At 63.3% G+C, this 20,154-nt stretch carries 25 protein-coding genes and 1 pseudogene; 8 read left to right on the forward strand and 18 right to left on the reverse strand.

Translation table 11 applies throughout. The features are described from left to right. Positions 1 to 229, forward strand: a pseudogene (istB, locus tag BM315_RS01280) (IS21-like element ISPre4 family helper ATPase IstB); the annotation flags it as partial. Between the two features lie 195 nt (positions 230 to 424). Here the strand turns inward: istB and BM315_RS01285 are convergent. Then, positions 425 to 748, reverse strand: a complete 324-nt coding sequence (locus BM315_RS01285) for a ComEA family DNA-binding protein (RefSeq protein ID WP_090497011.1) — start codon at positions 746 to 748, stop codon at positions 425 to 427. A gap of 280 nt (positions 749 to 1,028) precedes the next feature. On the opposite strand from BM315_RS01285, the gene BM315_RS01290 reads away from it, so the two are divergent. From BM315_RS01290 to BM315_RS01310, 5 genes are all read left to right on the forward strand, one after another. Continuing rightward, positions 1,029 to 1,253 carry a DUF2061 domain-containing protein gene (locus BM315_RS01290; protein WP_090497014.1) on the forward strand — a complete coding sequence of 75 codons (225 nt, stop codon included), beginning with the start codon at positions 1,029 to 1,031 and terminating at the stop codon, positions 1,251 to 1,253. Positions 1,254 to 1,401: 148 nt separating this feature from the next. Continuing rightward, on the forward strand, positions 1,402 to 1,890 hold the full coding sequence (locus tag BM315_RS01295; protein WP_090497015.1) for a GNAT family N-acetyltransferase: 489 nt from the start codon (positions 1,402 to 1,404) through the stop codon (positions 1,888 to 1,890). Positions 1,891 to 1,966: 76 nt separating this feature from the next. Next, positions 1,967 to 3,265, forward strand: a complete 1,299-nt coding sequence (locus BM315_RS01300) for a serine/threonine protein kinase (RefSeq protein WP_090497017.1) — start codon at positions 1,967 to 1,969, stop codon at positions 3,263 to 3,265. A 16-nt stretch (positions 3,266 to 3,281) separates the two neighbouring features. Beyond that, on the forward strand, positions 3,282 to 4,034 hold the full coding sequence (locus BM315_RS01305) for an MlaA family lipoprotein (RefSeq protein WP_090497478.1): 753 nt from the start codon (positions 3,282 to 3,284) through the stop codon (positions 4,032 to 4,034). Between the two features lie 274 nt (positions 4,035 to 4,308). Further along, positions 4,309 to 5,163, forward strand: coding sequence for a pirin family protein (locus BM315_RS01310; protein WP_090497019.1), 855 nt, complete (start codon positions 4,309 to 4,311; stop codon positions 5,161 to 5,163). A gap of 122 nt (positions 5,164 to 5,285) precedes the next feature. Here the strand turns inward: BM315_RS01310 and BM315_RS01315 are convergent, their stop codons facing one another. The 10 genes from BM315_RS01315 to ccmA all read right to left on the reverse strand — a co-directional run bounded on the left by BM315_RS01315 (position 5,286) and on the right by ccmA (position 12,569). Next, positions 5,286 to 5,609, reverse strand: coding sequence for a hypothetical protein (locus BM315_RS01315; protein WP_090497021.1), 324 nt, complete (start codon positions 5,607 to 5,609; stop codon positions 5,286 to 5,288). Further along, positions 5,606 to 6,811, reverse strand: a complete 1,206-nt coding sequence (ccmI, locus tag BM315_RS01320) for a c-type cytochrome biogenesis protein CcmI (RefSeq protein WP_090497023.1) — start codon at positions 6,809 to 6,811, stop codon at positions 5,606 to 5,608. The genes BM315_RS01315 and ccmI overlap by 4 nt, the downstream gene beginning before the upstream one ends. Next, positions 6,811 to 7,308 carry a cytochrome c-type biogenesis protein gene (locus tag BM315_RS01325; RefSeq protein ID WP_090497025.1) on the reverse strand — a complete coding sequence of 166 codons (498 nt, stop codon included), beginning with the start codon at positions 7,306 to 7,308 and terminating at the stop codon, positions 6,811 to 6,813. Before BM315_RS01325 ends, ccmI begins: the two co-directional genes overlap by 1 nt. Continuing rightward, a complete protein-coding gene (locus tag BM315_RS01330; protein WP_090497027.1) occupies positions 7,305 to 7,841 on the reverse strand; it encodes a DsbE family thiol:disulfide interchange protein in 537 nt (178 codons plus the stop codon). Before BM315_RS01330 ends, BM315_RS01325 begins: the two co-directional genes overlap by 4 nt. Continuing rightward, the gene (locus BM315_RS01335) at positions 7,838 to 9,811 is read right to left on the reverse strand and encodes a heme lyase CcmF/NrfE family subunit (protein ID WP_090497030.1); all 1,974 of its coding nucleotides are present in this window, start codon (positions 9,809 to 9,811) and stop codon (positions 7,838 to 7,840) included. Before BM315_RS01335 ends, BM315_RS01330 begins: the two co-directional genes overlap by 4 nt. Continuing rightward, positions 9,808 to 10,275, reverse strand: coding sequence for a cytochrome c maturation protein CcmE (gene ccmE, locus BM315_RS01340; RefSeq protein ID WP_090497031.1), 468 nt, complete (start codon positions 10,273 to 10,275; stop codon positions 9,808 to 9,810). Before ccmE ends, BM315_RS01335 begins: the two co-directional genes overlap by 4 nt. After that, entirely contained in the window at positions 10,272 to 10,448 is a 177-nt protein-coding gene (gene ccmD, locus BM315_RS01345) for a heme exporter protein CcmD (RefSeq protein ID WP_090497033.1), read from the reverse strand. The genes ccmE and ccmD overlap by 4 nt, the downstream gene beginning before the upstream one ends. Next, complete coding sequence (locus BM315_RS01350) at positions 10,445 to 11,200, reverse strand: heme ABC transporter permease (protein WP_090497035.1); 756 nt, start codon at positions 11,198 to 11,200, stop codon at positions 10,445 to 10,447. The genes ccmD and BM315_RS01350 overlap by 4 nt, the downstream gene beginning before the upstream one ends. 65 nt (positions 11,201 to 11,265) lie before the next feature. Next, on the reverse strand, positions 11,266 to 11,937 hold the full coding sequence (gene ccmB / locus BM315_RS01355; protein WP_090497037.1) for a heme exporter protein CcmB: 672 nt from the start codon (positions 11,935 to 11,937) through the stop codon (positions 11,266 to 11,268). Beyond that, positions 11,934 to 12,569 (reverse strand): cytochrome c biogenesis heme-transporting ATPase CcmA, encoded by a 636-nt coding sequence (gene ccmA, locus BM315_RS01360; RefSeq protein ID WP_090497039.1) that lies wholly within the window; start codon positions 12,567 to 12,569, stop codon positions 11,934 to 11,936. The genes ccmB and ccmA overlap by 4 nt, the downstream gene beginning before the upstream one ends. A gap of 152 nt (positions 12,570 to 12,721) precedes the next feature. Here ccmA and fliK point away from each other — a divergent pair, with 152 nt between their 5' ends. Together fliK and BM315_RS01370 are read left to right on the forward strand one after the other, a co-directional pair. After that, a complete protein-coding gene (gene fliK, locus BM315_RS01365) occupies positions 12,722 to 14,266 on the forward strand; it encodes a flagellar hook-length control protein FliK (protein ID WP_090497043.1) in 1,545 nt (514 codons plus the stop codon). Then, positions 14,263 to 14,589, forward strand: coding sequence for an EscU/YscU/HrcU family type III secretion system export apparatus switch protein (locus BM315_RS01370; RefSeq protein WP_090497044.1), 327 nt, complete (start codon positions 14,263 to 14,265; stop codon positions 14,587 to 14,589). The genes fliK and BM315_RS01370 overlap by 4 nt, the downstream gene beginning before the upstream one ends. A gap of 91 nt (positions 14,590 to 14,680) precedes the next feature. Here BM315_RS01370 and BM315_RS01375 read toward each other — a convergent pair whose 3' ends face one another. The 7 genes from BM315_RS01375 to BM315_RS01405 form a co-directional block, all read right to left on the reverse strand. Next, positions 14,681 to 15,079, reverse strand: coding sequence for a DUF2802 domain-containing protein (locus tag BM315_RS01375; protein WP_090497046.1), 399 nt, complete (start codon positions 15,077 to 15,079; stop codon positions 14,681 to 14,683). A gap of 3 nt (positions 15,080 to 15,082) precedes the next feature. Further along, positions 15,083 to 15,562, reverse strand: coding sequence for a chemotaxis protein CheW (locus BM315_RS01380; protein WP_090497048.1), 480 nt, complete (start codon positions 15,560 to 15,562; stop codon positions 15,083 to 15,085). Positions 15,563 to 15,663: 101 nt separating this feature from the next. After that, complete coding sequence (locus BM315_RS01385; RefSeq protein WP_090497050.1) at positions 15,664 to 16,464, reverse strand: CheW domain-containing protein; 801 nt, start codon at positions 16,462 to 16,464, stop codon at positions 15,664 to 15,666. 87 nt (positions 16,465 to 16,551) lie between these two features. Beyond that, a complete protein-coding gene (locus BM315_RS01390; protein ID WP_090497052.1) occupies positions 16,552 to 17,340 on the reverse strand; it encodes a ParA family protein in 789 nt (262 codons plus the stop codon). A gap of 51 nt (positions 17,341 to 17,391) precedes the next feature. Then, positions 17,392 to 18,264 (reverse strand): flagellar motor protein MotD, encoded by an 873-nt coding sequence (gene motD, locus BM315_RS01395; protein WP_090497054.1) that lies wholly within the window; start codon positions 18,262 to 18,264, stop codon positions 17,392 to 17,394. A gap of 2 nt (positions 18,265 to 18,266) precedes the next feature. Further along, the gene (locus BM315_RS01400) at positions 18,267 to 19,007 is read right to left on the reverse strand and encodes a flagellar motor protein (RefSeq protein WP_090497056.1); all 741 of its coding nucleotides are present in this window, start codon (positions 19,005 to 19,007) and stop codon (positions 18,267 to 18,269) included. Beyond that, positions 19,007 to 20,113, reverse strand: coding sequence for a protein-glutamate methylesterase/protein-glutamine glutaminase (locus tag BM315_RS01405; RefSeq protein ID WP_090497058.1), 1,107 nt, complete (start codon positions 20,111 to 20,113; stop codon positions 19,007 to 19,009). The genes BM315_RS01400 and BM315_RS01405 overlap by 1 nt, the downstream gene beginning before the upstream one ends. Positions 20,114 to 20,154 lie beyond the last annotated feature (41 nt).

Genomic DNA, 20,154 nt, shown 5'->3' on the forward strand with positions numbered 1-20,154 from the left:
TGCGCAACGGCGCGACATGCTTGAACTGCTGGACGACCGCTACGGCAACCGCTCGACGCTAGTGACCAGCCAGATGCCAGTGGACAAATGGCACGCACTGATCGGCGATCCGACCTTGGGCGATGCGATCCTCGACCGGCTGGTGCACAACGCTTATCGGATCGAACTGAAGGGCGAATCGATGCGCAGACGCGCAACGAAATTGACGGCGACAGAGACTTCAGACTAACAATGCAAACCTGCGTCGCTGCGCTCCGACTGCCTGTCCAACTGGACGTGGATCAGGTGTCCAAGTGAGCATGGAACGAGTGTCCAAATGATCGTGGGCTGAGTGTCCAAGTGTCGTGGAATCCGCAGACTTGTATCGCGACACTAAATGCAAAAAGGCCAGTCAGTGACCGGCCTCCATCTTCCAGCTTACGGGTTAATTGACGCTCAGCTTGTCGCGGTTCTTCGCCAGGATGGACTCGCCGATGCCCTTGACCTCGAGTAGTTCGTCAACCGAGGCAAATGCGCCATGGGCGTCACGGTACGCCACTATCGCCTTGGCCTTGGTCTCGCCGATACCGCTCAGCTCACGCTGCAGCGTGGGAGCATCGGCCGTGTTGAGATTGACCTTGCCGACCTCCGCCACTTGCACGGCCGCAGGCTTCGCGGGTGCAGTCTTGGTAGTTTCGGCGGCGGAGACGTTGAGAGTAACTGCGGCCAGAACAGCACACAGCAGGGTAGAGAGGTAGCGTTTATGCATGTTGGAACTCCATTTCAGAAAAGCTCAAGTCGACAATGAGCGACGCGGGACAATGTGCGACGCGGGACTTCCATGCGCCGCGCCCTTCAAGTTAGCCGCCCGCGTCGCCTTGTCAAATTCGTTTGAGCATTTTATTGACGACTTTCGCTGCTTCACACTGCTCGACGGTCTTTTAAATTACCAAATACTATCGAAACAATTTAAATGAAACATTTATTCAATCGACAAGGAGCCGCTAACCTGACAATCAATCGCTAGTACTTCTCATTAGAGGCGTCCCATGCTCAAGACCCTGACCTTCACCCTGATGCACTTCTGCATCGCCTTTGCGGTGACCTATGCGCTGACCGGTAGTGTCGCGGCCAGTGGCCTGGTGGCGGCCATCGAGCCACGGTGCAACTCGGTCGGCTTCTACTTTCACGAGAAGATCTGGCAACGCCTGGAGAAACATTCGAGTCCGGTACCAGAGCGACCGAAACATGCCTGGTTGCACCATCAGGCTTGAGCACTGGTGATGAGCGGCGAACGTCTGAAGCAACTTGCTTGCGCTGGCATTCGATAGTTTCACAACCGCAGCCGATTGCATGGACACAGCTTGCAAGACCCCATGGCCACACCGCATGCTCGCCTGACCAGCAACTCAAGGAACGACCATGCCCCTCTTGCACATCCGCAGTGCCCAGCGTGACGATGTTGCGCTGATCATGGGCTTTATCCGCGAACTGGCCGAGTACGAGAAGCTCAGCGATCAGGTAGTAGCCGACCCGGCACACATGACCGAACACCTGTTCGGAACACGCCCCTTTGCCGAAGTACTGATCGGTGAGGTCGATGGCGCGGCGGCGGGCTTTGCCCTGTTCTTCCACAACTACTCGACCTTCCTTGGCAAACCCGGTATCTATCTCGAAGACCTCTATGTGCGCCCCAGCGCCCGCGGCACGGGACTCGGCAGCGCCTTGCTCGGCAAGCTGGCGAGCTTGGCCATGGAGCGCGGCTGCGGACGCCTGGAATGGTCGGTACTGGACTGGAATGAACCGGCCATCGACTTCTACAGGCGCCTCGGTGCCGAGCCGCTGGACGACTGGACGCAATATCGCCTGACCGGCCCGGCGCTGCATGAGCTGAGTCAAAAATCGGCCTGACTGGCACTCTCCGCAGGTTTGGTTGTCTCAGCTCTTCAACTCGTTCAATCCGCCCTCAGTTAAAGGGATTTGAGTCATGCCGCTGGTATATCGCCTCGCCGCCCTGCTCTGCGGCATAACTCTTGGTGGGCCGCTGCTGGCAGCCGACATCGACGCGCAAAGCTATGGCTACCCACTGACCAACCCCTTCGAGGCGACCATCGCCACCACACCGTCCGAGTTGCGACCGCAACTGCCGGCCGATGCCGACATCGACCAACAGGACTACCGGGTCAAACTGCGTCCGGAGCGCGAGTTCGAACTGCCGGACAACTTCTGGCCGGTGACCAAGATGGGCTATCGCCTGGCCAAGCAAAAAGGTGAGGCGCCGCTGATTTTCATCATCGCCGGCACGGGTATGCCTTACTCCAGCAGCACGGCGGATTACCTGAAGAAGCTGTTCTACGGCGCCGGTTACCATGTGGTGCAGCTGTCCTCGCCGACCAGCTACGACTTCATGACCGCCGCCTCGCGCTTCGCCACACCGGGCCTCACCGGCGAAGATGCCGACGATCTGTACCGGGCGATGCAGGCCGTGCGCGCCCAGCATCCACGCCTGCAGGTCAGTGCCTTCCACCTGACCGGCTACAGCCTGGGCGCCCTGCAGGCGGCATTCGTCAGTCAGCTCGACGAAACCCGACGCAGCTTCAACTTCAAACGTGTGCTGCTGCTCAATCCGCCGGTCAACCTCTACACCTCGACCAGCAACCTCGACCGCCTGGTACAGACCCGGGTCGAAGGCATCGACGACAGCACCACCTTCTACGAGACGGTGCTGGCCAAGCTGACCCGCTATTTCCAGGAAAAGGGCTACGTCGACCTCAACGAGGCGATGCTCTTCGACTTCCAGCGCTCCAAGGAACAGCTTTCCGACGAGCAGATGGCCATGCTGATCGGTGCGGTGTTCCGCTTCGCCGCCGCCGATATCGCCTTCACCTCTGACCTGATCAACCGGCGCGGCCTGATCACCCCGGCACGCTACCCGATCGACGACAGCACCAGCCTTACCCCCTTCTTCAAACGCGCCCTGCAATGCGACTTCGACTGCTACATCTCCGAGCAGCTGATCCCGATGTGGCGGGACCGTCATAACGGCGGCAGCATTACCCAGATGATGGATCAGGTCAGTCTCTATGCCGTCGAGGACTATCTGAAGAACAGCAGCAAGATCGCCGTGATGCACAACGCCGATGACCTCATCCTCGGCCCTGGCGACCTGGGCTTTCTGCGTCGAACCCTGGGCGAGCGCCTGACCATCTACCCCTTCGGCGGGCACTGCGGCAACCTCAACTACCGGGTCAACAGCGACGCCATGCTGGAGTTCTTCCGTGGTTAAGCCTCTTGCTACAACCCTGCTACTGAGTCTGCTGCTGACCAGCGGCCCGACACAGGCCGAGCATCAAGTCGATGACGACGGCTTCAAGCAACCGCTGCAACACCTGCAGTTCAACCCAGGCCTCGACCAGCGCGAGTTCGAGCGCTCGACCCTGGGTGCCCTGCATGTCTACGACCCCCTGGAGTCCTGGAACCGGCGGGTCTACCACTTCAACTACCGCTTCGATCAATGGGTGTTTCTGCCCATAGTCGAGGGTTATCGCTATGTCACCCCGACTGTCGTGCAACATGGGGTGAGCAACTTCTTCAGCAACCTCGGCGATGTGCCCAACCTGCTCAACAGCCTGCTGCAGTTCAAAGCCAGGCGCTCGATGCAGACCACCGCCCGCCTGCTGCTCAATACCACCATCGGCGTCGCGGGACTGTGGGATCCGGCGAGTCGCATGGGCCTGCCGAAACAACGCGAAGACTTCGGCCAGACCCTGGGGTTCTACGGCGCACCGGCCGGCCCTTACCTGATGCTGCCGCTGCTCGGCCCCTCCAACCTGCGCGATACCGGCGGGCTGGTGATGGATTTCAGTACCAAGAGCCAGGTCAACTGGCTCAACGTGGCCGAAGCCAGCAACAGTCATCCGGAAATTTTCTTGCTCGAGACGGTCGATCAGCGCTCCACCGTCAACTTCCGCTACGGCCAGCTCAACTCGCCGTTCGAGTACGAGAAGATTCGCTATTTCTATAACGAATCGCGCAAGCTGCTGATTGCCGAATAGCCCGACCATAGGGAGCCACCCCAGGCTTTTAACCTGACGCGGCTCGGCTATCGAGCGCCGTTGCGAGGCAAAGCGCAATGTCGCAGCGGGCGCAATGCGCCGTGGATGGCCAGGCTACCTGCCGGCTGATCGAGAATTTCGAACTGCCTGGCGAAAAGCGGCCTGCTCCGCCTACTTATCATCGAAAAAATCGATTCTTATCTCGCGAATTTCGCAACCATCAATCTTATTTATAGACATAGGATGGGCGCATCCCAACTTGAAGAGGTGCTCCATGAGCCCATTGCGCAGCGTACTCGCCATCCAGCCCGGCCAACCCGCGTCCGACGGCGCTGGCGTACGCCTGAACCGAGTGATTGGCGGCAACGGGATCGAGCGCTTCGACCCCTTCCTGATGCTCGATGAGTTCGCCTCGGACGATCCGGACGACTATATCGCCGGCTTCCCGCCGCACCCGCACCGCGGTTTCGAGACCATCACCTATATGCTCGAAGGCCGCATGCGCCATGAAGACCACCTGGGCAATGTCGGCCTGCTGCAAAGCGGCGACGTGCAGTGGATGACCGCCGCCCGCGGCATCATCCATAGCGAGATGCCCGAGCAGGAACAGGGGGCCATGCGCGGTTTCCAGCTGTGGCTCAACCTGCCGGCCAAGGACAAGCTCGGCGCCCCCGGCTACCGCGACATTCCCGCCAGCGAGATTCCGCGCCTGACCAGCTCCAGCGGCGTCGAGGTGGTGGTGATCGCCGGCCAGTTCGACGACGGCGAGGCGCAGCAAAGCGGCGCCGTGCAACGCCCGCATACCGAGCCGCAACTGTTCGACCTGCACCTGCCAGCCGGCAGCCAGATTGCCCCGCGCCTGCCTGACGGCCATCGCGCCATGCTCTACGTCTACGCAGGCACGCTCGAGCTGCCGGGCGCCAGTGCACAGGCGGTGCCCGCCGGACGCCTGGTGCGCCTGTCCGACCACGGCGAACTGCACCTGGGCAGCCGCGACGGCGCCAAGTTGCTGCTGATCGCCGGCAAGCCGCTGGGTGAGCCAATCGTGCAGTACGGGCCGTTCGTGATGAATAGCCGGGAAGAAATCGAGCAGGCGCTGCGCGACTTCCGTGATGGAGTGCTGGCCTGATCGCGACATATGACCGTAGCCCAATGCATCCGGGGACTCTCCCGCCTCCCCGGAATTCATCCGGGCTACGCGGGGCGGCGGCCCCTAGGACACTGCACACTCGGCCTGACGCAGAGACAGCGCTACTGCGCGTACCGCCGGTACAGGCCCGGCGGCACGCCGCTGCTGTCGGTCGGCTGCCACGGCCCTTGTGGGTTGGTCGCCCAGCTCCAGCCGCTGCTCCAACGGTAATAGGTGCGCTCGCGGTAATACAGGTCACGCGCACCGCCCACCACATAGACCCCCAACCCCGCATCCCAGTGGCTTTCCACCCCAGGCGGCGGCGCGTAGCGCGGGTGCGACTTGCTCAGCACCAGCACCTGGCCGATCGGCGCTGTGCCCTGTACCGCGCAGCCGGCCAGACTCGACAGGCCGATAACCAGGACAAGCGCCAGCCATCGGCTCATTGCGCCTGACCGTCCGCGGTGTCGATGGTCAGGTGCTGCGCCTCGGTGGTGCTGCTGGGCAACGGCTGGCTGCGGCCGATCCATTCGCCGGCAGAAGCATTACCGCTGCGCGAAATGCGCGCCACCAGCTGTACCTGTGCGAATCCGGAGATTTTCAGCTGCGGCATCATCGCGTCGCTGTCCGACAGGCTGACCTCGGTCGGCAGATCGGCCACGGTCAGGCGCTTGACCGCCAACGGCATCGGGGTGCCCGAGGCCGCACGGGCAAAGACGAACACGCTGTCACTCGGCTGCACCTTATCTTTCAAGGCCGCAGCCAAATCGACCTTGACCCTCAGTTGCCCGGTCGCGGCGGCAGCCGGCGTCGTGTCCGTCGGCACAGCCAGACGTTCACGGGCACGGGCGATGCCGCCCTGGATGGCCTGGCGCGAGGGATCCTGTTCGGGCAAGACGGCGACCAGACGCTCCCAGAAGCCAATGGCCTCCTCGAAACGCCCTTCCTCATAGGCGGCGATGCCGAGCAGACCGAGACTGGTGACTTCCGCCGGATCGGCCTGCAACGCTTCATCGGCCAGCGCCTGCAGCTGCTCGGTCCACTGTTTGTCGCCGGAGAAATACAGCGCCTGCGCCCACTGGCCGAGCAACTCCGGCTTGCGCCCGGCGAGCGCCACCGCGCGCTCGAATGCACCGGCAGCATCGGCGGCACGTTCCTGGGCCATGTAGGTGCGGCCAAGGAAGTACCAGCCTTCAACGGACTTTGGATCAGCCTTCACAGCTGCTTCCAGGCGCGCAGTCATGGCTTCGATGGTCTGCGGTTGCTCGACGAAGGTGCGCGCACGTTCGACATCGTCGATCGCGCCCCAGTACAGGTACAAGCCGTAGCCTAGCAGCGGCATCAGCAAGGCGGCGGTCAGCGGCACCTTGCTGCCGAGCACACCGACCCGGGCGGTGCTCTCGGCTCCGTCGGTGTCGGCCAACAGTTCGCGGGCCGCTTCATCGCGGCCGTTCTGCCATTGCTCCTCGCTGAGCGTACCGGTCTGACGCTGATTCTCCAGCTCCTGCAGGCGCTCCTGATAGAGGGTGACATTCAATGCGGTACGGTCTTCTGCGGCCTGGACCTTGCGGCCACGCAGAACCGGGATCAGCAGAAAACCCAGGGCAGCCAGCAACAGCAGGCCGGCGGACAGCCAGAATTCGATCATCAGTCTTTCTTATCCCGAGGCGCTTGATTGGTAGGCTTTTGGCTGAGCAGAGCAGCCAAGCGTTGCTGCTCATCGGCGGAAAGGTGACTCGTGCCCGCGGTTTTCTTGCCCCGACGACGCAGTACCACCACTCCAAGCAGGACGAAACCACCGAGCAGAAGCCCGGCCGGGCCGTACCAGAGCAACAGGGTACGGGTCGTGAGCGGCGGCTTGTAGAGGACGAAATCGCCGTAACGCGACACCAGGAAATCGATGATCTGCTCGTTGCTCTGGCCTTCTTCCAGCATGCGATAGACTTGCGCACGCAGGTCCATGGCAATCGGCGCATCGGAGTCGGCGATGTTCTGGTTCTGGCACTTGGGGCAACGCAGCTCCTCGATCAGGCTGCGATAACGCTGGCGCTGCGCCTCGTCGGCGAACTCGTAGGTGTCGATGGCCGCCTGGGCGCCCAGCGACAGGGTCAGACCCAGCAGGCCCGCCGTCAGCAATCGTTTCATCGGCCGGCCTCGTCCATCAGTTCGCGGTACAGCGGCGCCAGTTGCTGACGCCAGACGCTCTCGTCGATGGCGCCGACGTACTTGTGGCGGATGATGCCACTCTTGTCGATCAGGAAGGTCTCCGGCGCACCGTAGACACCGAGATTGATGCCCAGGCTGCCCTGCGGATCCTCGACGTTGAAGCGGTACGGGTTGCCCAGTTCGATGAGCCAGCGGCGCGCAGCGTCTCCGTTGTCCTTGTAGTTGATCCCGTAGACCGCCACGCCCTGCCCGGCCAGGCGGTTGAGCATCTCGTGCTCGGCGCGACAGGTCGGACACCAGGTCGCCCAGACATTGACCAGCGCCGGCCCCTCGAAATCGGCGGTGCCGAGGGTGCGCGCCGGCTCTTCCAGCGACGCCAGGGCGAACTCGGGCAGCGGCTTGCCGATCATCGTCGAGCCGATGTCGCGCGAGTCGAGGAACAGGCCCTTGTAGAGGAAGCCGGCCAGCACCAGGAAGCCAGCCAACGGCAACAACAGGATCAGCCGCTTCATGCTTGCGCCCCCGTCATGCCCAGGGCTTCACGCACGCGGGTGGTGACCTTGATCCGGTAGCGCTTGTCGCTCGCCGAGAGGAAGCCGCCCAGGCCCATCAGCAAGGCACCGAACCAGATCCAGCGCACGAACGGCTTGATGTGCACGCGCACGGCCCAGGCGCCGTCTTCCAGCGGCTCCCCCAGAGCGACGAACAGATCGCGGGTAATGCCGGCGTCGATTCCGGCCTCGGTCATCACCGACTGCTGCACGCTATACAGACGCTTCTCCGGGTACAGCACGGCAATCTGCTGGCCATCTTCGAGGATCCGCACGGTGCCTTTATCCGAGGTGAAATTCGGCCCCTCGAAGTGTTCGGCACCCTCGAAGATGAACTGGTAACCGCCCATCTCCACCGAATCGCCCGGGGCCATGCGCATGTCGCGCTCGAAGCTGCCCATGCTGGTCAGGATGACCCCGAGGGCGCACACGGCCAAACCGAGGTGCGCCGTCTGCATGCCCCAGTAGCTGCGGCCCAGACCTGGCAAGCCCTTGAGCAGCCCCTTGTGGCGGGTCTTGTCGAAAATGTCGCGCACACCGGCCAATACCACCCAAGCGGCCAGCAGACAGACACCCAGCACCGCCCAGCTGAAGTCGCCGTGCAGTACGCTCGCCAGCGCGGCCAAGGCCACGCTGCCGATCAGCACCGGGGCCAGCATGCCCAGCAGCCAGCGCAGCGGCGTGTCCTTCCAGCGCACCAGCACACCGATCGCGATCATCACCATCAGCAGGCCCATCAACGGCACGAACAGCGCGTTGAAATACGGCGGGCCGACCGACAGTTTGGCCCCGCTCATGGCATCCAGCACCAGCGGATAGAGGGTGCCGAGCAGAATCATCGCAGCTGCCACCACCAGGATCAGGTTATTCACGAACAGCAGGGTCTCGCGCGACCACAGGGCGAAACCGACCTGACTCTTGACCACAGGCGCGCGGATGGCGAACAGGGTCAGCGAACCGCCGACCACGATCAACAGGAAGGCCAGGATGAACACGCCACGCGCAGGGTCGGTGGCAAACGCATGCACCGAGGTCAGCACCCCGGAGCGGACCAGGAAGGTGCCGAGCAGACTCAGGGAGAAGGCGGCAATCGCCAGCAGTACCGTCCAGCTCTTGAACACGCCGCGTTTCTCGGTCACCGCCAGGGAGTGGATCAGCGCGGTGCCGACCAGCCAGGGCATGAAGGAGGCGTTCTCCACCGGATCCCAGAACCACCAGCCGCCCCAGCCAAGCTCGTAATAGGCCCACCAGGAGCCCAGGGCGATGCCGATGCCGAGGAAAGCCCAGGCGACTATGGTCCAGGGTCGCGACCAGCGCGCCCAGGCCGCATCCAGCTTGCCGCCGAGCAAGGCGGCGATGGCGAAGGCGAAGGCCACCGAGAAGCCGACATAGCCCATGTAGAGCATCGGCGGATGGATGATCAGGCCGAAATCCTGCAGCAGCGGATTGAGGTCGCGGCCGTCCAGCGGCGTGTTCGGCAGCAAGCGCTCGAACGGGTTGGAGGTGACTATCAGGAACAGCAGGAAGCCGACACTGATCATGCCCATCACCCCGAGTACGCGGGCGAGCATCTCCTCGGGCAACTGACGGGAGAAGATCGACACGGCGAAGGTCCAGCCGCCCAGGATCAACGCCCAGAGCAGCAGCGAGCCCTCATGGGCGCCCCACACCGCACTGAACTTGTAATACCAGGGCAGCGCACTGTTGGAATTGTGGGCCACATAGGCGACGGAAAAATCATCGACCATGAAGGCGTAGGTCAGGCACAGGAAGGCGAAGACCAGGAAGGCGAACTGGCCCCAGGCCGCGGGCTGCGCCAGGCTCATCCACTGCCGATCGCCGCGCCAGGCGCCGATCAGCGGCAGGCTGGCCTGCACCAGGGCCAGGCACAGCGCCAGGATCATCGCCAGGTGACCGAGTTCGGGAATCATTGCGCACCCCCTTGGGTGGCCGCGTCATGCTTTTGCTTCATTGCACTTTGCTCCAATGCCTGCATGACTTCCGGCGGCATGTAGTTTTCATCGTGCTTGGCCAGCACCTGGTCGGCGATCAACACGCCATCGGCGTTGACCCTGCCCATGGCGACGATGCCCTGGCCTTCGCGGAACAGGTCTGGAAGGATGCCGCTGTAACGGATGGTCACGTTGGCCGCCCCGTCGGTCACCACGAAGTCGGTTTCCAGCGAGTCGCTGGAGCGCTTGACCGAGCCCACTTCCACCAAGCCGCCAGCTCGGATGCGCGTGTCTTGTGGCGCCTCGCCGCTGGCGATCTGGGTCGGGGTATAGAACAGATTGATGTTCTGTTGCAGCGCACTCAGGGCCAAGGCCACGGCGATGCCCACACCAGCGAGGGTCGCCAGGATGATGAGCAGACGTTTCTTGCGAACAGGGTTCATTGCAACTCCTCCCGACGCAAACGACGCGCCTCGTCTTGCAGGTAACGGCGACGCGCCAGCAGCGGCAGCACGACATTCAACGCCAGCACGGCCAGGCTGATGCCAAAGGACGTCCAGACATAGAGGCCATGGGTGCCCATGGCGAGAAATTCGGCGAACGAGGTGAAAGTCACAGGCCTTTCTCCACTTGAGCTCTGATCTCGGCCTTGGCCCAGCTGCTGCGCACCTCGCGCTTGAGCACCTCCAGGCGCATGCGCAGGAGCAATACGGCGCCGAAGAAACAGTAGAAGCCGAGCACCATGATCAACAGTGGCAGCCACATTTCCAGCGGCATGGCCGGTTTCTCGACCACGCTGAAGGTGGCAGGCTGGTGCAGGGTGTTCCACCACTCCACCGAGTATTTGATGATCGGAATGTTGATCACCCCGACGATGGCCAACACCGCGCAGGCCTTGGCCGCGCTGTCGCGGTTGCTGATGGCCTGACCGAGGGCGATCACCCCGAAATACAGGAACAACAGGATCAGCATCGAGGTCAGGCGTGCATCCCAGACCCAGTAGGCGCCCCAGGTCGGCTTGCCCCAGATGGCGCCGGTCACCAGCGCGATCACGGTCATCCAGGCACCTACAGGCGCAGCCTGTTGCACGGCCACATCGGCAAGTTTCATTTTCCACACCAAGCCGACCACGCCCGCCACCGCCAGCATGACGTACACCGACTGGGCCAGAAACGCTGCCGGCACATGGATATAGATAATACGGAAGCTGTTGCCCTGCTGGTAGTCCGGCGGCGCAAAGGCCAGGCTCCAGACCAGCCCGACCGCCAGCAACAAGGCGGCGGCCGCGCTCAGCCAGGGCAGCAGACGCCCACTGATCTGGTAAAACCATTTGGGCGAGCCCAGCTTGTGAAACCACGTCCAGTTCATCGGATTACTCATCAGTCTCCGGGGTAATGGCCGCGCATGGCCGTCCTCGGTAGCACGGTTGTAGATCACTCGCCGACGCTGATGGTCAGACCGGCGGCAATCGCAAAAGGTGTCAAGGTCACCGCCAACGCGGTGAGACTGGCCAGCCACAACAGGTGACCGACCGCCGGCAATCCTTGCAGGCTGGCTTGTAGCGCCCCGCTGCCAAGAATCAGCACCGGGATATACAGCGGCAGAATCAGCAGCGCCAGCAGCAGGCCACCCCGTTTGAGGCCCACCGTCAGCGCCGCGCCGACCGCGCCGAGCAGGCTCAAGACCGGCGTACCGAGCAACAGCGAGAGCAACAACACCGGCAGGCAACGCCCCGGCAAGCCGAGCATCAGAGCCAGCAATGGCGCCAGTAGCACCAGGGCCAAACCGGAGAACAGCCAGTTTGCCAGTACCTTGGCCAATACCAGAAGAGGCAAGGGATGCGGCGAAAGGACCCACTGCTCCAGCGAGCCATCCTCGAAATCGCTGCGAAACAGCCCATCCAGCGAGAGCAGCACGGCCAATAGCGCCGCCACCCACACCAACCCCGGCGACAGGGTTTGCAACAGCTGCGTCTCCGGCCCCACGGCCAACGGAAACAGGGCGATCACGATAGCGAAGAACACCAGCGGATTGGCCAGCTCGGCGGGCCGGCGAAACAACAGTCGTGCTTCGCGCGCGACCAACAGACTGAACACATCGCTCATAGAATACGCTGTCCCAGATCAAGCTCGCGGTAACCGGCGGGCTTGACCGTCAGCGTGTGATGAGTGGTCAGCAGCACCAGGCCGCCCATTTCGCAGTGCCAGGCCAGATGGTTTTCCAGTTGTGCCACGGCGAGCTTGTCGAGGGCGGTAAAGGGTTCGTCGAGTATCCATAACGGCGGCCCGTCCAGATACAACCGCGCCAGCGCGACGCGACGCTGCTGGCCGGCCGACAGGGTATGGCAGGGCACATCCTCGAAACCGCGCAGCCCAACTGCCTCCAGCGCCTGCCAGATCGCCGTGCGTTCAGCCGGACGATGCAGCGCGCATAACCAGGCCAGGTTCTCTTCGGCAGTGAGCAGGCCCTTGATCCCGGCGGCGTGACCTATCCACAATAAATTACGCGCCAGTTCGCTGCGCTGCGAAGCCAGCGGCTGACCGTTCAGGCGAATCTCCCCGGCCGTTGGCTGCATCAGTCCGGCGAGCAAACGCAGCAGGCTGGTCTTACCGCTGCCGTTGGGACCGGAAATCTGCAACATCTCGCCGCCCGCCAAACGCAGTTCAAGCCGTTCGAAAAGCATGCGCCAATCCCGCTCACAAGCGAGCGCCACGGCTTCGAGAAGAGGGCTTGTCACGGTATATCCACCTAAAAAGCGGTTCAAGTCGGCAGTGTCCCGGCCGCTATACTGACGCAAGTTGAATACGCAGCCGACCCAGACGGGGCGCGATTATACATGCTATGCCCTACTCGCCGCAGTGGGCATTTTCGACAGGGTGTTACCCGCCAATGAGCGAAATCAGCAGTTCCCGCCCGCTAGCGCCAGCGCCGCCGAACAACCGTGCCAGCGCGCCAGGCAGCGATCTGGCGCTTAAGCTGCTGCAGCCGCTACAAGGCTTGCTGGCCAATGGCGAAACCGCCAAGGCCGAGGTGGTCGCCCTCAAGGAAATGGCGCACAGCTTTCAGCTTTTGCTCAAGCTGACACTGGACAATGGTCGTCAGGCAACCCTGCAGGCCAGCAGCCCACGCCCCCTTGCCCAAGGCGCCCCACTGATGGTCACGGCGCTGTCGCAAAGCCGCCTGACAGTAGCCCTGCTAGCCGGCGGCGAGAAAGCCCTGACCAGCCTGGATCTCGAGCAACTGCCGATCGGCACCTTGCTGCAAGGCAAGGTCGTGGCCCGCGAACAGTTGGTCCAGGCGAAAGCACAGCAGGCGCTCTACAAGGTGATAGTGAACCTGCTCAACAGCCCGCTGGCGGGCAGCAAGCTGTCGCTGGAAACGCCTTTGGCGCTGCCCCTCGGCAGCCTGCTCAGCGCGCAGGTGCAAGGCAGTCAGGCGCTGAATTTCCTGCCCCTCAGCGGGCGTCTCGACCAGCTCGAATTGAGCCAGCAACTGGCCAGCCAACAGAACCGTCAGGGCTCGCTGGAGGGCTTGTTCAAGGCCCTGCAAGGCACAGTGGGCAAGGACGCACTGCCGGAAGGCCTGCGTAGCAGCATCGACAAACTGTTCAATGCCCTGCCCGATGTCGCCCAATTGAGTACCGGCAAAGGGCTGAGCCAGGCCATGGAAAACAGCGGCTTGTTCCTCGAAAGCAAACTGCTCGGTGGCCAGGGTCATGCCCTGCCCACCGACATGAAAGCCAACCTGCTGCGCCTGATCAGCCAACTGCTGCCCACCCTGGCGTCCGGCACGCCACTGGCCACGGCCAACGCCAGCGCCGCCATGGCCCAGGCGCTGCCGGCGCTCGCCCGCGACATCCTCGGCTCCCTCGGCCAAGCCAACGCACGCCAAACGGCCTTGCGTTTTCCCCTGCCGTCACGCCTGCTGCAGGCGATGGAGGGTGACGCCGATCTGCAGACCCTGCTGAAACTGGCCGCCGCCGCCGTCTCGCGCCTGCAGACCCACCAACTGTCCAGCCTGGCGCAGAGCCAGGTCGGCCCGGACGGCAACCTGCTGACCACCTGGCAACTGGAATTGCCCATGCGCGATCAGCGCGACCTAGTGCCCCTGCAGGTGAAAATCCAGCACGAAGAACCACAGAAATCGCCGGGCAAGCAGCCCAAGGAGGCGCGGTGGAAAGTCGAACTGGCCTTCGACCTGGAACCGCTGGGGCCGCTGCAAGTCCAGGCACAGCTGGCCCGCGGCAGCCTGTCCAGCCAGCTATGGGCCGAGCGCCCGCGCACCGCCAACCTGATCGACGCCGAGCTGAATACGCTGCGTGAACGCCTGACCGCCGCCGGCCTGACCGTCGGCGAACTGGCGTGCACTCAGGGCACGCCCCCCCAAGGCCCAAAGACCGGCCTGGAACAACGCTGGGTAGACGAAACCGCATGAAAAAACCAGTCCCGCGCCAAGCCATCGCCCTGACCTATGACGGCCAGAATGCGCCCAGCCTCAGCGCCAAGGGTGATGACGAGCTGGCCGAAGCGATCCTGGCAATCGCCCGCGAGCATGAGGTGCCGATCTACGAGAATGCCGATCTGGTGCGCCTGCTGGCACGCCTGGAACTGGGCGAGGCGATCCCCGAGCAACTGTATCGCTGCATTGCCGAGATCATCGCCTTCGCCTGGCACTTGAAGGGCAAGTGCCCGCCGGGCTTCCAGCGCGATAACGACATCACCCCGCCGCTGCCGCTGCTCGACGGACCGCCCCGCTAGCAGGCAGCGCCTGTAGCTCGGATGCAATCCGGGGAGCACACGGCCAGCCCTGATTGCATCCGGACTACAGCGCGTAGCGACAAATTGACAATTAACGATTTTTCGGCTGATTGAGCTTGCTGATCAGCTCCGCCTCGGCCTTGCTCAGTCCGCAGGACTGGGTCAGGTCATCGACACTGGCGCCCAGGCCGACCAGGCGCGCGGCCTGGGTGAACGACAGGCTGCTGGGGTCGCGCTGCTCGATCTGGCTGAGCTTGTCCGGCAACGGAGCTACGACCTGCCGCAGTTCGTGCAGCTCTTCGCCCATGCGCACGCTACCGGCCAGATAGATGTCCAGGCGTTTACCCAGCTCCTTGATCCGCAGATCGCGCGCCGCATCCCGCTCGGCCTGCAGCGACGCCAGGTGGCGCTGTTGCATGATCAGCCAGACGCAGGTGCCGACCAACCCCAGGCACACCAGCCCGAGCAGGATCAGCGCGATCTCGAGCATGGTCTAGATACTCTCCAGCTCGGACCACTCTTCCTCGCTCATCATCTTGTCCAACTCGACCAGAATCAGCAGCTCGCCATTCTTGTTGCACACGCCCTGGATGAACTTGGCCGACTCGTCGTTGCCGACATTCGGCGCGGTTTCCACCTCGGACTGGCGCAGATAGACCACCTCGGCCACGCTGTCGACCATGATGCCGACCACTTGCTTGTCCGCCTCGATGATCACGATGCGGGTATTGTCACTCACCGCCGCCGAGTCCAGACCGAAGCGCTGGCGGGTGTCGATCACCGTCACCACATTGCCGCGCAGATTGATGATACCCAGCACATAGCTCGGTGCGCCCGGCACCGGGGCGATCTCGGTGTGGCGCAGCACTTCCTGAACCTGCATCACATTGATGCCGTAGGTTTCGTTGTCCAGGCGGAAGGTCACCCATTGCAGGATGGGATCTTCAGCGCCCTGTGCAGAATTCTTCTTCATAGCCCTAGCCTCGTCGTAAGCCGCACTGTGCGGCGTGCGCGGTTCAAACCGCGGGTCATCATCCGTAGGCCCGCCGCCAGGGCGAGCCTGTCATGTCTCAATCAGTGAATCTGGCCATTGACCATGCGCTTGGCCGCGCCGCTGGCGATCAGTTCAGCCAGGGCCGCCACATCCAGCAAGGCACACATGTGTTCGATCACCGTACCCGCCAGCCAGGGTCGCTGGGTGCGCTGGCTGCGCCACTTGATCTCGCTCGGGTCCAGGCGAATCGAACGGCTGACCTGGTGCACGGCCAAACCCCATTCATAGCCCTGCACTGAAATCACATACTGCAGCCCCTGGCGAAAATCATCGCGATAGCGGTCAGGCATCACCCAGCGCGCGGTATCCAGGACCTTCAGGTTACCGGCCTGGCACGGCAGTATGCCGAGAAACCAGTCCGGCTGGCCAAATAATGGCGTCAATTCCTGTCCCGCCAGCGCAAAGATCGAACCCAGGCACACCAGCGGCACCGCCAGGGTCAGGCCGGCGACGTCGAACAACAGGCACTCGAACGGCTCCTGCGCCCACTCCGGCCGCTCTCCCGACTGCAAGCCGGGCACCTGGTTCAGCGTTATAGCGGGTAGATGAACGTCGATCACCGGCTCAACCGACACCGGCCGGGCGACCACAGCAGGCGCGGGCTCGATCACCGGCACGACAACCGGCAGCGGCTCGGCCAGCACCTGTACGGGCGCAGCGGACAGCAGGCCGGCATCGCGCGCCTGCTCTTCCAGCACCGCGGCCTCGAACTCGTCGAGGCTGCTTTCGGCCAATTCGACTGCAGCCTCCTGCAGCAAGCTGTCCAGATAGGACTGCAAGGCCAACTGGGGACGCGTGGCGATGGCGACGGGACGACTCATAGATGGAATCCGCAAAAATAGCCTGTACAACCTATCGGCCGCAGTGGCGGCATACTTGAACGCTTCGGCTCGACATAGACCCTCATCTCAAGCCACCTGCGCCGCCAACTGCTGCGCCAGCAGGTGTTTGAGCAGCGCCCGATAGGCCAGCACACCGCGGCTGTTGGGGTCGAACTGCGAGGGCGTGCGCCCCGCCCGGCTGGCATCGCGCAGGCGCGTGTCGATCGGAATATAGGCCGGCCACAGGTGCTCCGGATAGCTGTCGCGCAGCAGGCGCAAGGTGCTCAGCGAGGCCTGCGTACGCCGGTCGAACAGGGTCGGCACGATGCTGTAGGGCAATGCCTGTTTGCGCGACCGGTTGATCATCGCCAGGGTGCTGACCATGCGTTCCAGGCCCTTGACCGCGAGAAACTCGGTCTGCACCGGGATCACCAGCTGCTGGCTGGCCGCCAGCGCATTGACCATCAGCACGCCGAGCAGCGGCGGGCTGTCGATAACCGCATGGTCGTAGCCCTGCCACAGCTGCGCCAGGCTCTTGGCGATGACCAGGCCCAGACCGCTCTGCCCGGGCGATTGACGCTCGAGCGTGGCCAGGGCGGTGCTCGACGGCAACAGGGCGATGCGCTCGTGGCTGGTGGGCAACAGCAGTTGTTCCGGCAGCCCCTGAGGTACCACGCCCTGATGCAGGAACAGGTCGAAGCAGCTGTGCTCCAGCGCATCCGGATCGTGGCCGAAATAACTGGTCATCGAGCCATGGGGATCGAGATCGACCACGACCACGCGCTTGCCGGCATCGGCCAGCAGGCCGGCCAGGGCGATGGCGGTGGTGGTCTTGCCCACACCACCCTTTTGATTGGCTACTGCCCAGACTCTCATCTTGTTGGTCCTCCCGGCATGATCCAGACCCTACCGAGAACAGGCGTCGCCCTAGGGGGCAAACGACGGAGGATTGACGGCACCCGCTGGCGGGGCCTGCACTGCAGGCGCTGGTGCAGGTTGCGTGCCAGCCCGCTGCAAGGCGCTATCGGGGCGCGCATTGGAACTGCCCACACCACTCACGCTGCGGCGCACATCGAGGTTACGCGACACCACCAACACCACCCGCCGGTTGCGTGCCCGGCCATCGGCCGTGGCGTTATCCGCCACCGGCTGAAACTCACCATAACCCACCGACGCCAAGCGTCCGGGGTTGACCCCATCCATCGCGAGCATGCGCACGATGCTGGCCGCCCGGGCCGCCGACAACTCCCAATTGGTCGGGTACTGCGCGGTCTTGATCGGCAGATTGTCGGTAAAACCCTCGACATGCACCGGATTCTCGTAAGGCGCCAGAATCTTGGCAATTTTCTCGACAAGGTCGAATGCCGCATTGTTCGGCAAGGCATCGCCACTGGGGAACAGCAGGCTGGAACTGAGTTCGATCTCGATCCACAACTCGTTGCCACTCACTTTCAGTTGCTTGGCGTCGATCAGCCCGGCAAACGCCTGGCGCATGCTCTCGGCAATGCCCTGCAGGGAGTCTGCCGCCTGACCGGCCTGCTCGTCCTCATCGACCAGCGCACGATCCGGCTCGGTGGTGCGCGGCCGCTCATCGCCCACAGGAATCGGCTTGATCGCCCGGTCGGGCTGATTGAACACCCCGGTCAGACTGTCCGAGAGAATCTTGTACTTGCCCTCATTGACCGAGGACATCGAGTACATCACCACAAAGAAGGCAAACAACAGGGTAATGAAGTCCGCGTAGGAGACCAGCCAGCGCTCGTGGTTTTCGTGCTCTTCGTGGTGCCTGCGACGCGCCATGGCTACTCCATGAAGCCTTGCAGCTTCAATTCGATGGAGCGCGGGTTTTCACCCTCGGCGATCGACAGAATGCCTTCCAGCAACATCTCGCGGTAGCGCGACTGTCGCTGGGCAACGGCCTTGAGCTTGTTGCCGATGGGCAGCAACAGCAGGTTGGCAAACCCGACCCCGTAGATGGTGGCGACGAAGGCCACGGCAATCCCGCTGCCGAGCTTGCTCGGATCGGCCAGATTGCCCATCACATGGATCAGGCCCATCACCGCACCGAGGATGCCGATGGTCGGCGCGTAACCGCCCATGCTCTCGTAGACCTTGGCGGCCTGGATATCGCGGCCCTCCTGGGTGTACAGATCGACCTCGAGGATGCTGCGAATGGCTTCCGGCTCGGCGCCATCGACCAACAACTGCAAGCCCTTGCGCGCATAGGGATCGGTCTCGCTATCGGCCACCGCCTCGAGGCCGAGCAGGCCTTCCTTGCGCGCGGTCATGCTCCAGCCGACGACATGTTCGATGCCGCCGACCAGATCGATGTGCGGCGGGAAGAAAATCCAGCGCAGGATCACCAGGGCCCGCTTGAACACGCTGACCGGCGCCTGCAGGAAGGCCGCGCCCAGGGTGCCGCCAAGCACGATCAACGCCGCCGGTCCATTGAGCAGCGCCGCGACATGGCCACCCTCCAGATAGTTGCCACCCAGAATGGCGACGAACGCCAGGATGACCCCGATCAGGCTCAGCACATCCATTACACGCACGCCTCGGCCAGATGCCGACCGATATCGTCGAGGCTGTAAATGGCGTCCGCCAGATTGGCTTTGACCACCGCCATCGGCATGCCGTAGATCACGCAACTGGCCTCGTCCTGCGCCCACACCTGGCTGCCGCCCTGCTTGAGCAGGCGCGCGCCCTCGCGCCCATCGGCACCCATGCCGGTCAAGACCACCGCCAGCACCTTGTCGTGGAAGGACTTGGCCGCCGAACCGAAGGTGATGTCGACACAGGGTTTGTAGTTCAGGCGCTCATCGCCCGGCAGAATCCTCACGGCGCCGCGGCCATCGATCATCATCTGCTTGCCGCCCGGGGCCAGCAGCGCCAGTCCAGGGCGCAACAGGTCGCCGTCCTCGGCCTCCTTGACGCTGATCCGGCACAACTTGTCCAGACGCTCGGCAAATGCCTTGGTAAAAGCCGCGGGCATGTGCTGGATCAGCACCAGCGGCGCCGGAAAGTTGCCCGGCAACTGGGTCAACACGCGCTGCAGCGCCACCGGCCCGCCGGTCGAAGTACCGATGGCCACCAGCCGGTAGGACTTGCGCTTGGGCGCACTCGCGCGCGCAGTAACCGTCGCGGGGGTTGGCGCAGGCACGGCGATGCCGGGACGACCGAGGCTACTGAGCGCTGTCGGCTTTCCCAATGCGCTGGCACTCACTACTGGCGCAGCAACAAGGCCGCGGCGATTGCTGCGGGCGATGCTGTGCACCTTCTCGCAGAGCAGTTGCTTGACCTTTTCCGGGTTGCGCGAGATGTCTTCGAAATTCTTCGGCAGGAAATCCACCGCCCCGGCATCCAGCGCATCCAGGGTGACACGCGCGCCTTCGTGGGTCAGCGAGGAAAACATCAACACCGGGGTCGGGCAGCGCTGCATGATGTTTCGCACGGCCGTGATGCCGTCCATCATTGGCATCTCGTAGTCCATGGTGATCACATCGGGCTTGAGCGCCAGCGCCTGGTCGATGGCTTCGCGGCCATTGGTCGCCGTACCCACCACCTGAATATTCGGATCGCTCGAGAGAATTTCCGAAACGCGCCGGCGAAAAAAGCCGGAATCGTCCACCACCAACACCTTGACCACCATAAACACTCCTAAACGGCGCCGCCCCTGGCGGCGCCGCGAAC

Origin of the sequence: Pseudomonas borbori, from assembly GCF_900115555.1 — a bacterium.
Lineage (GTDB): Bacteria > Pseudomonadota > Gammaproteobacteria > Pseudomonadales > Pseudomonadaceae > Aquipseudomonas > Aquipseudomonas borbori.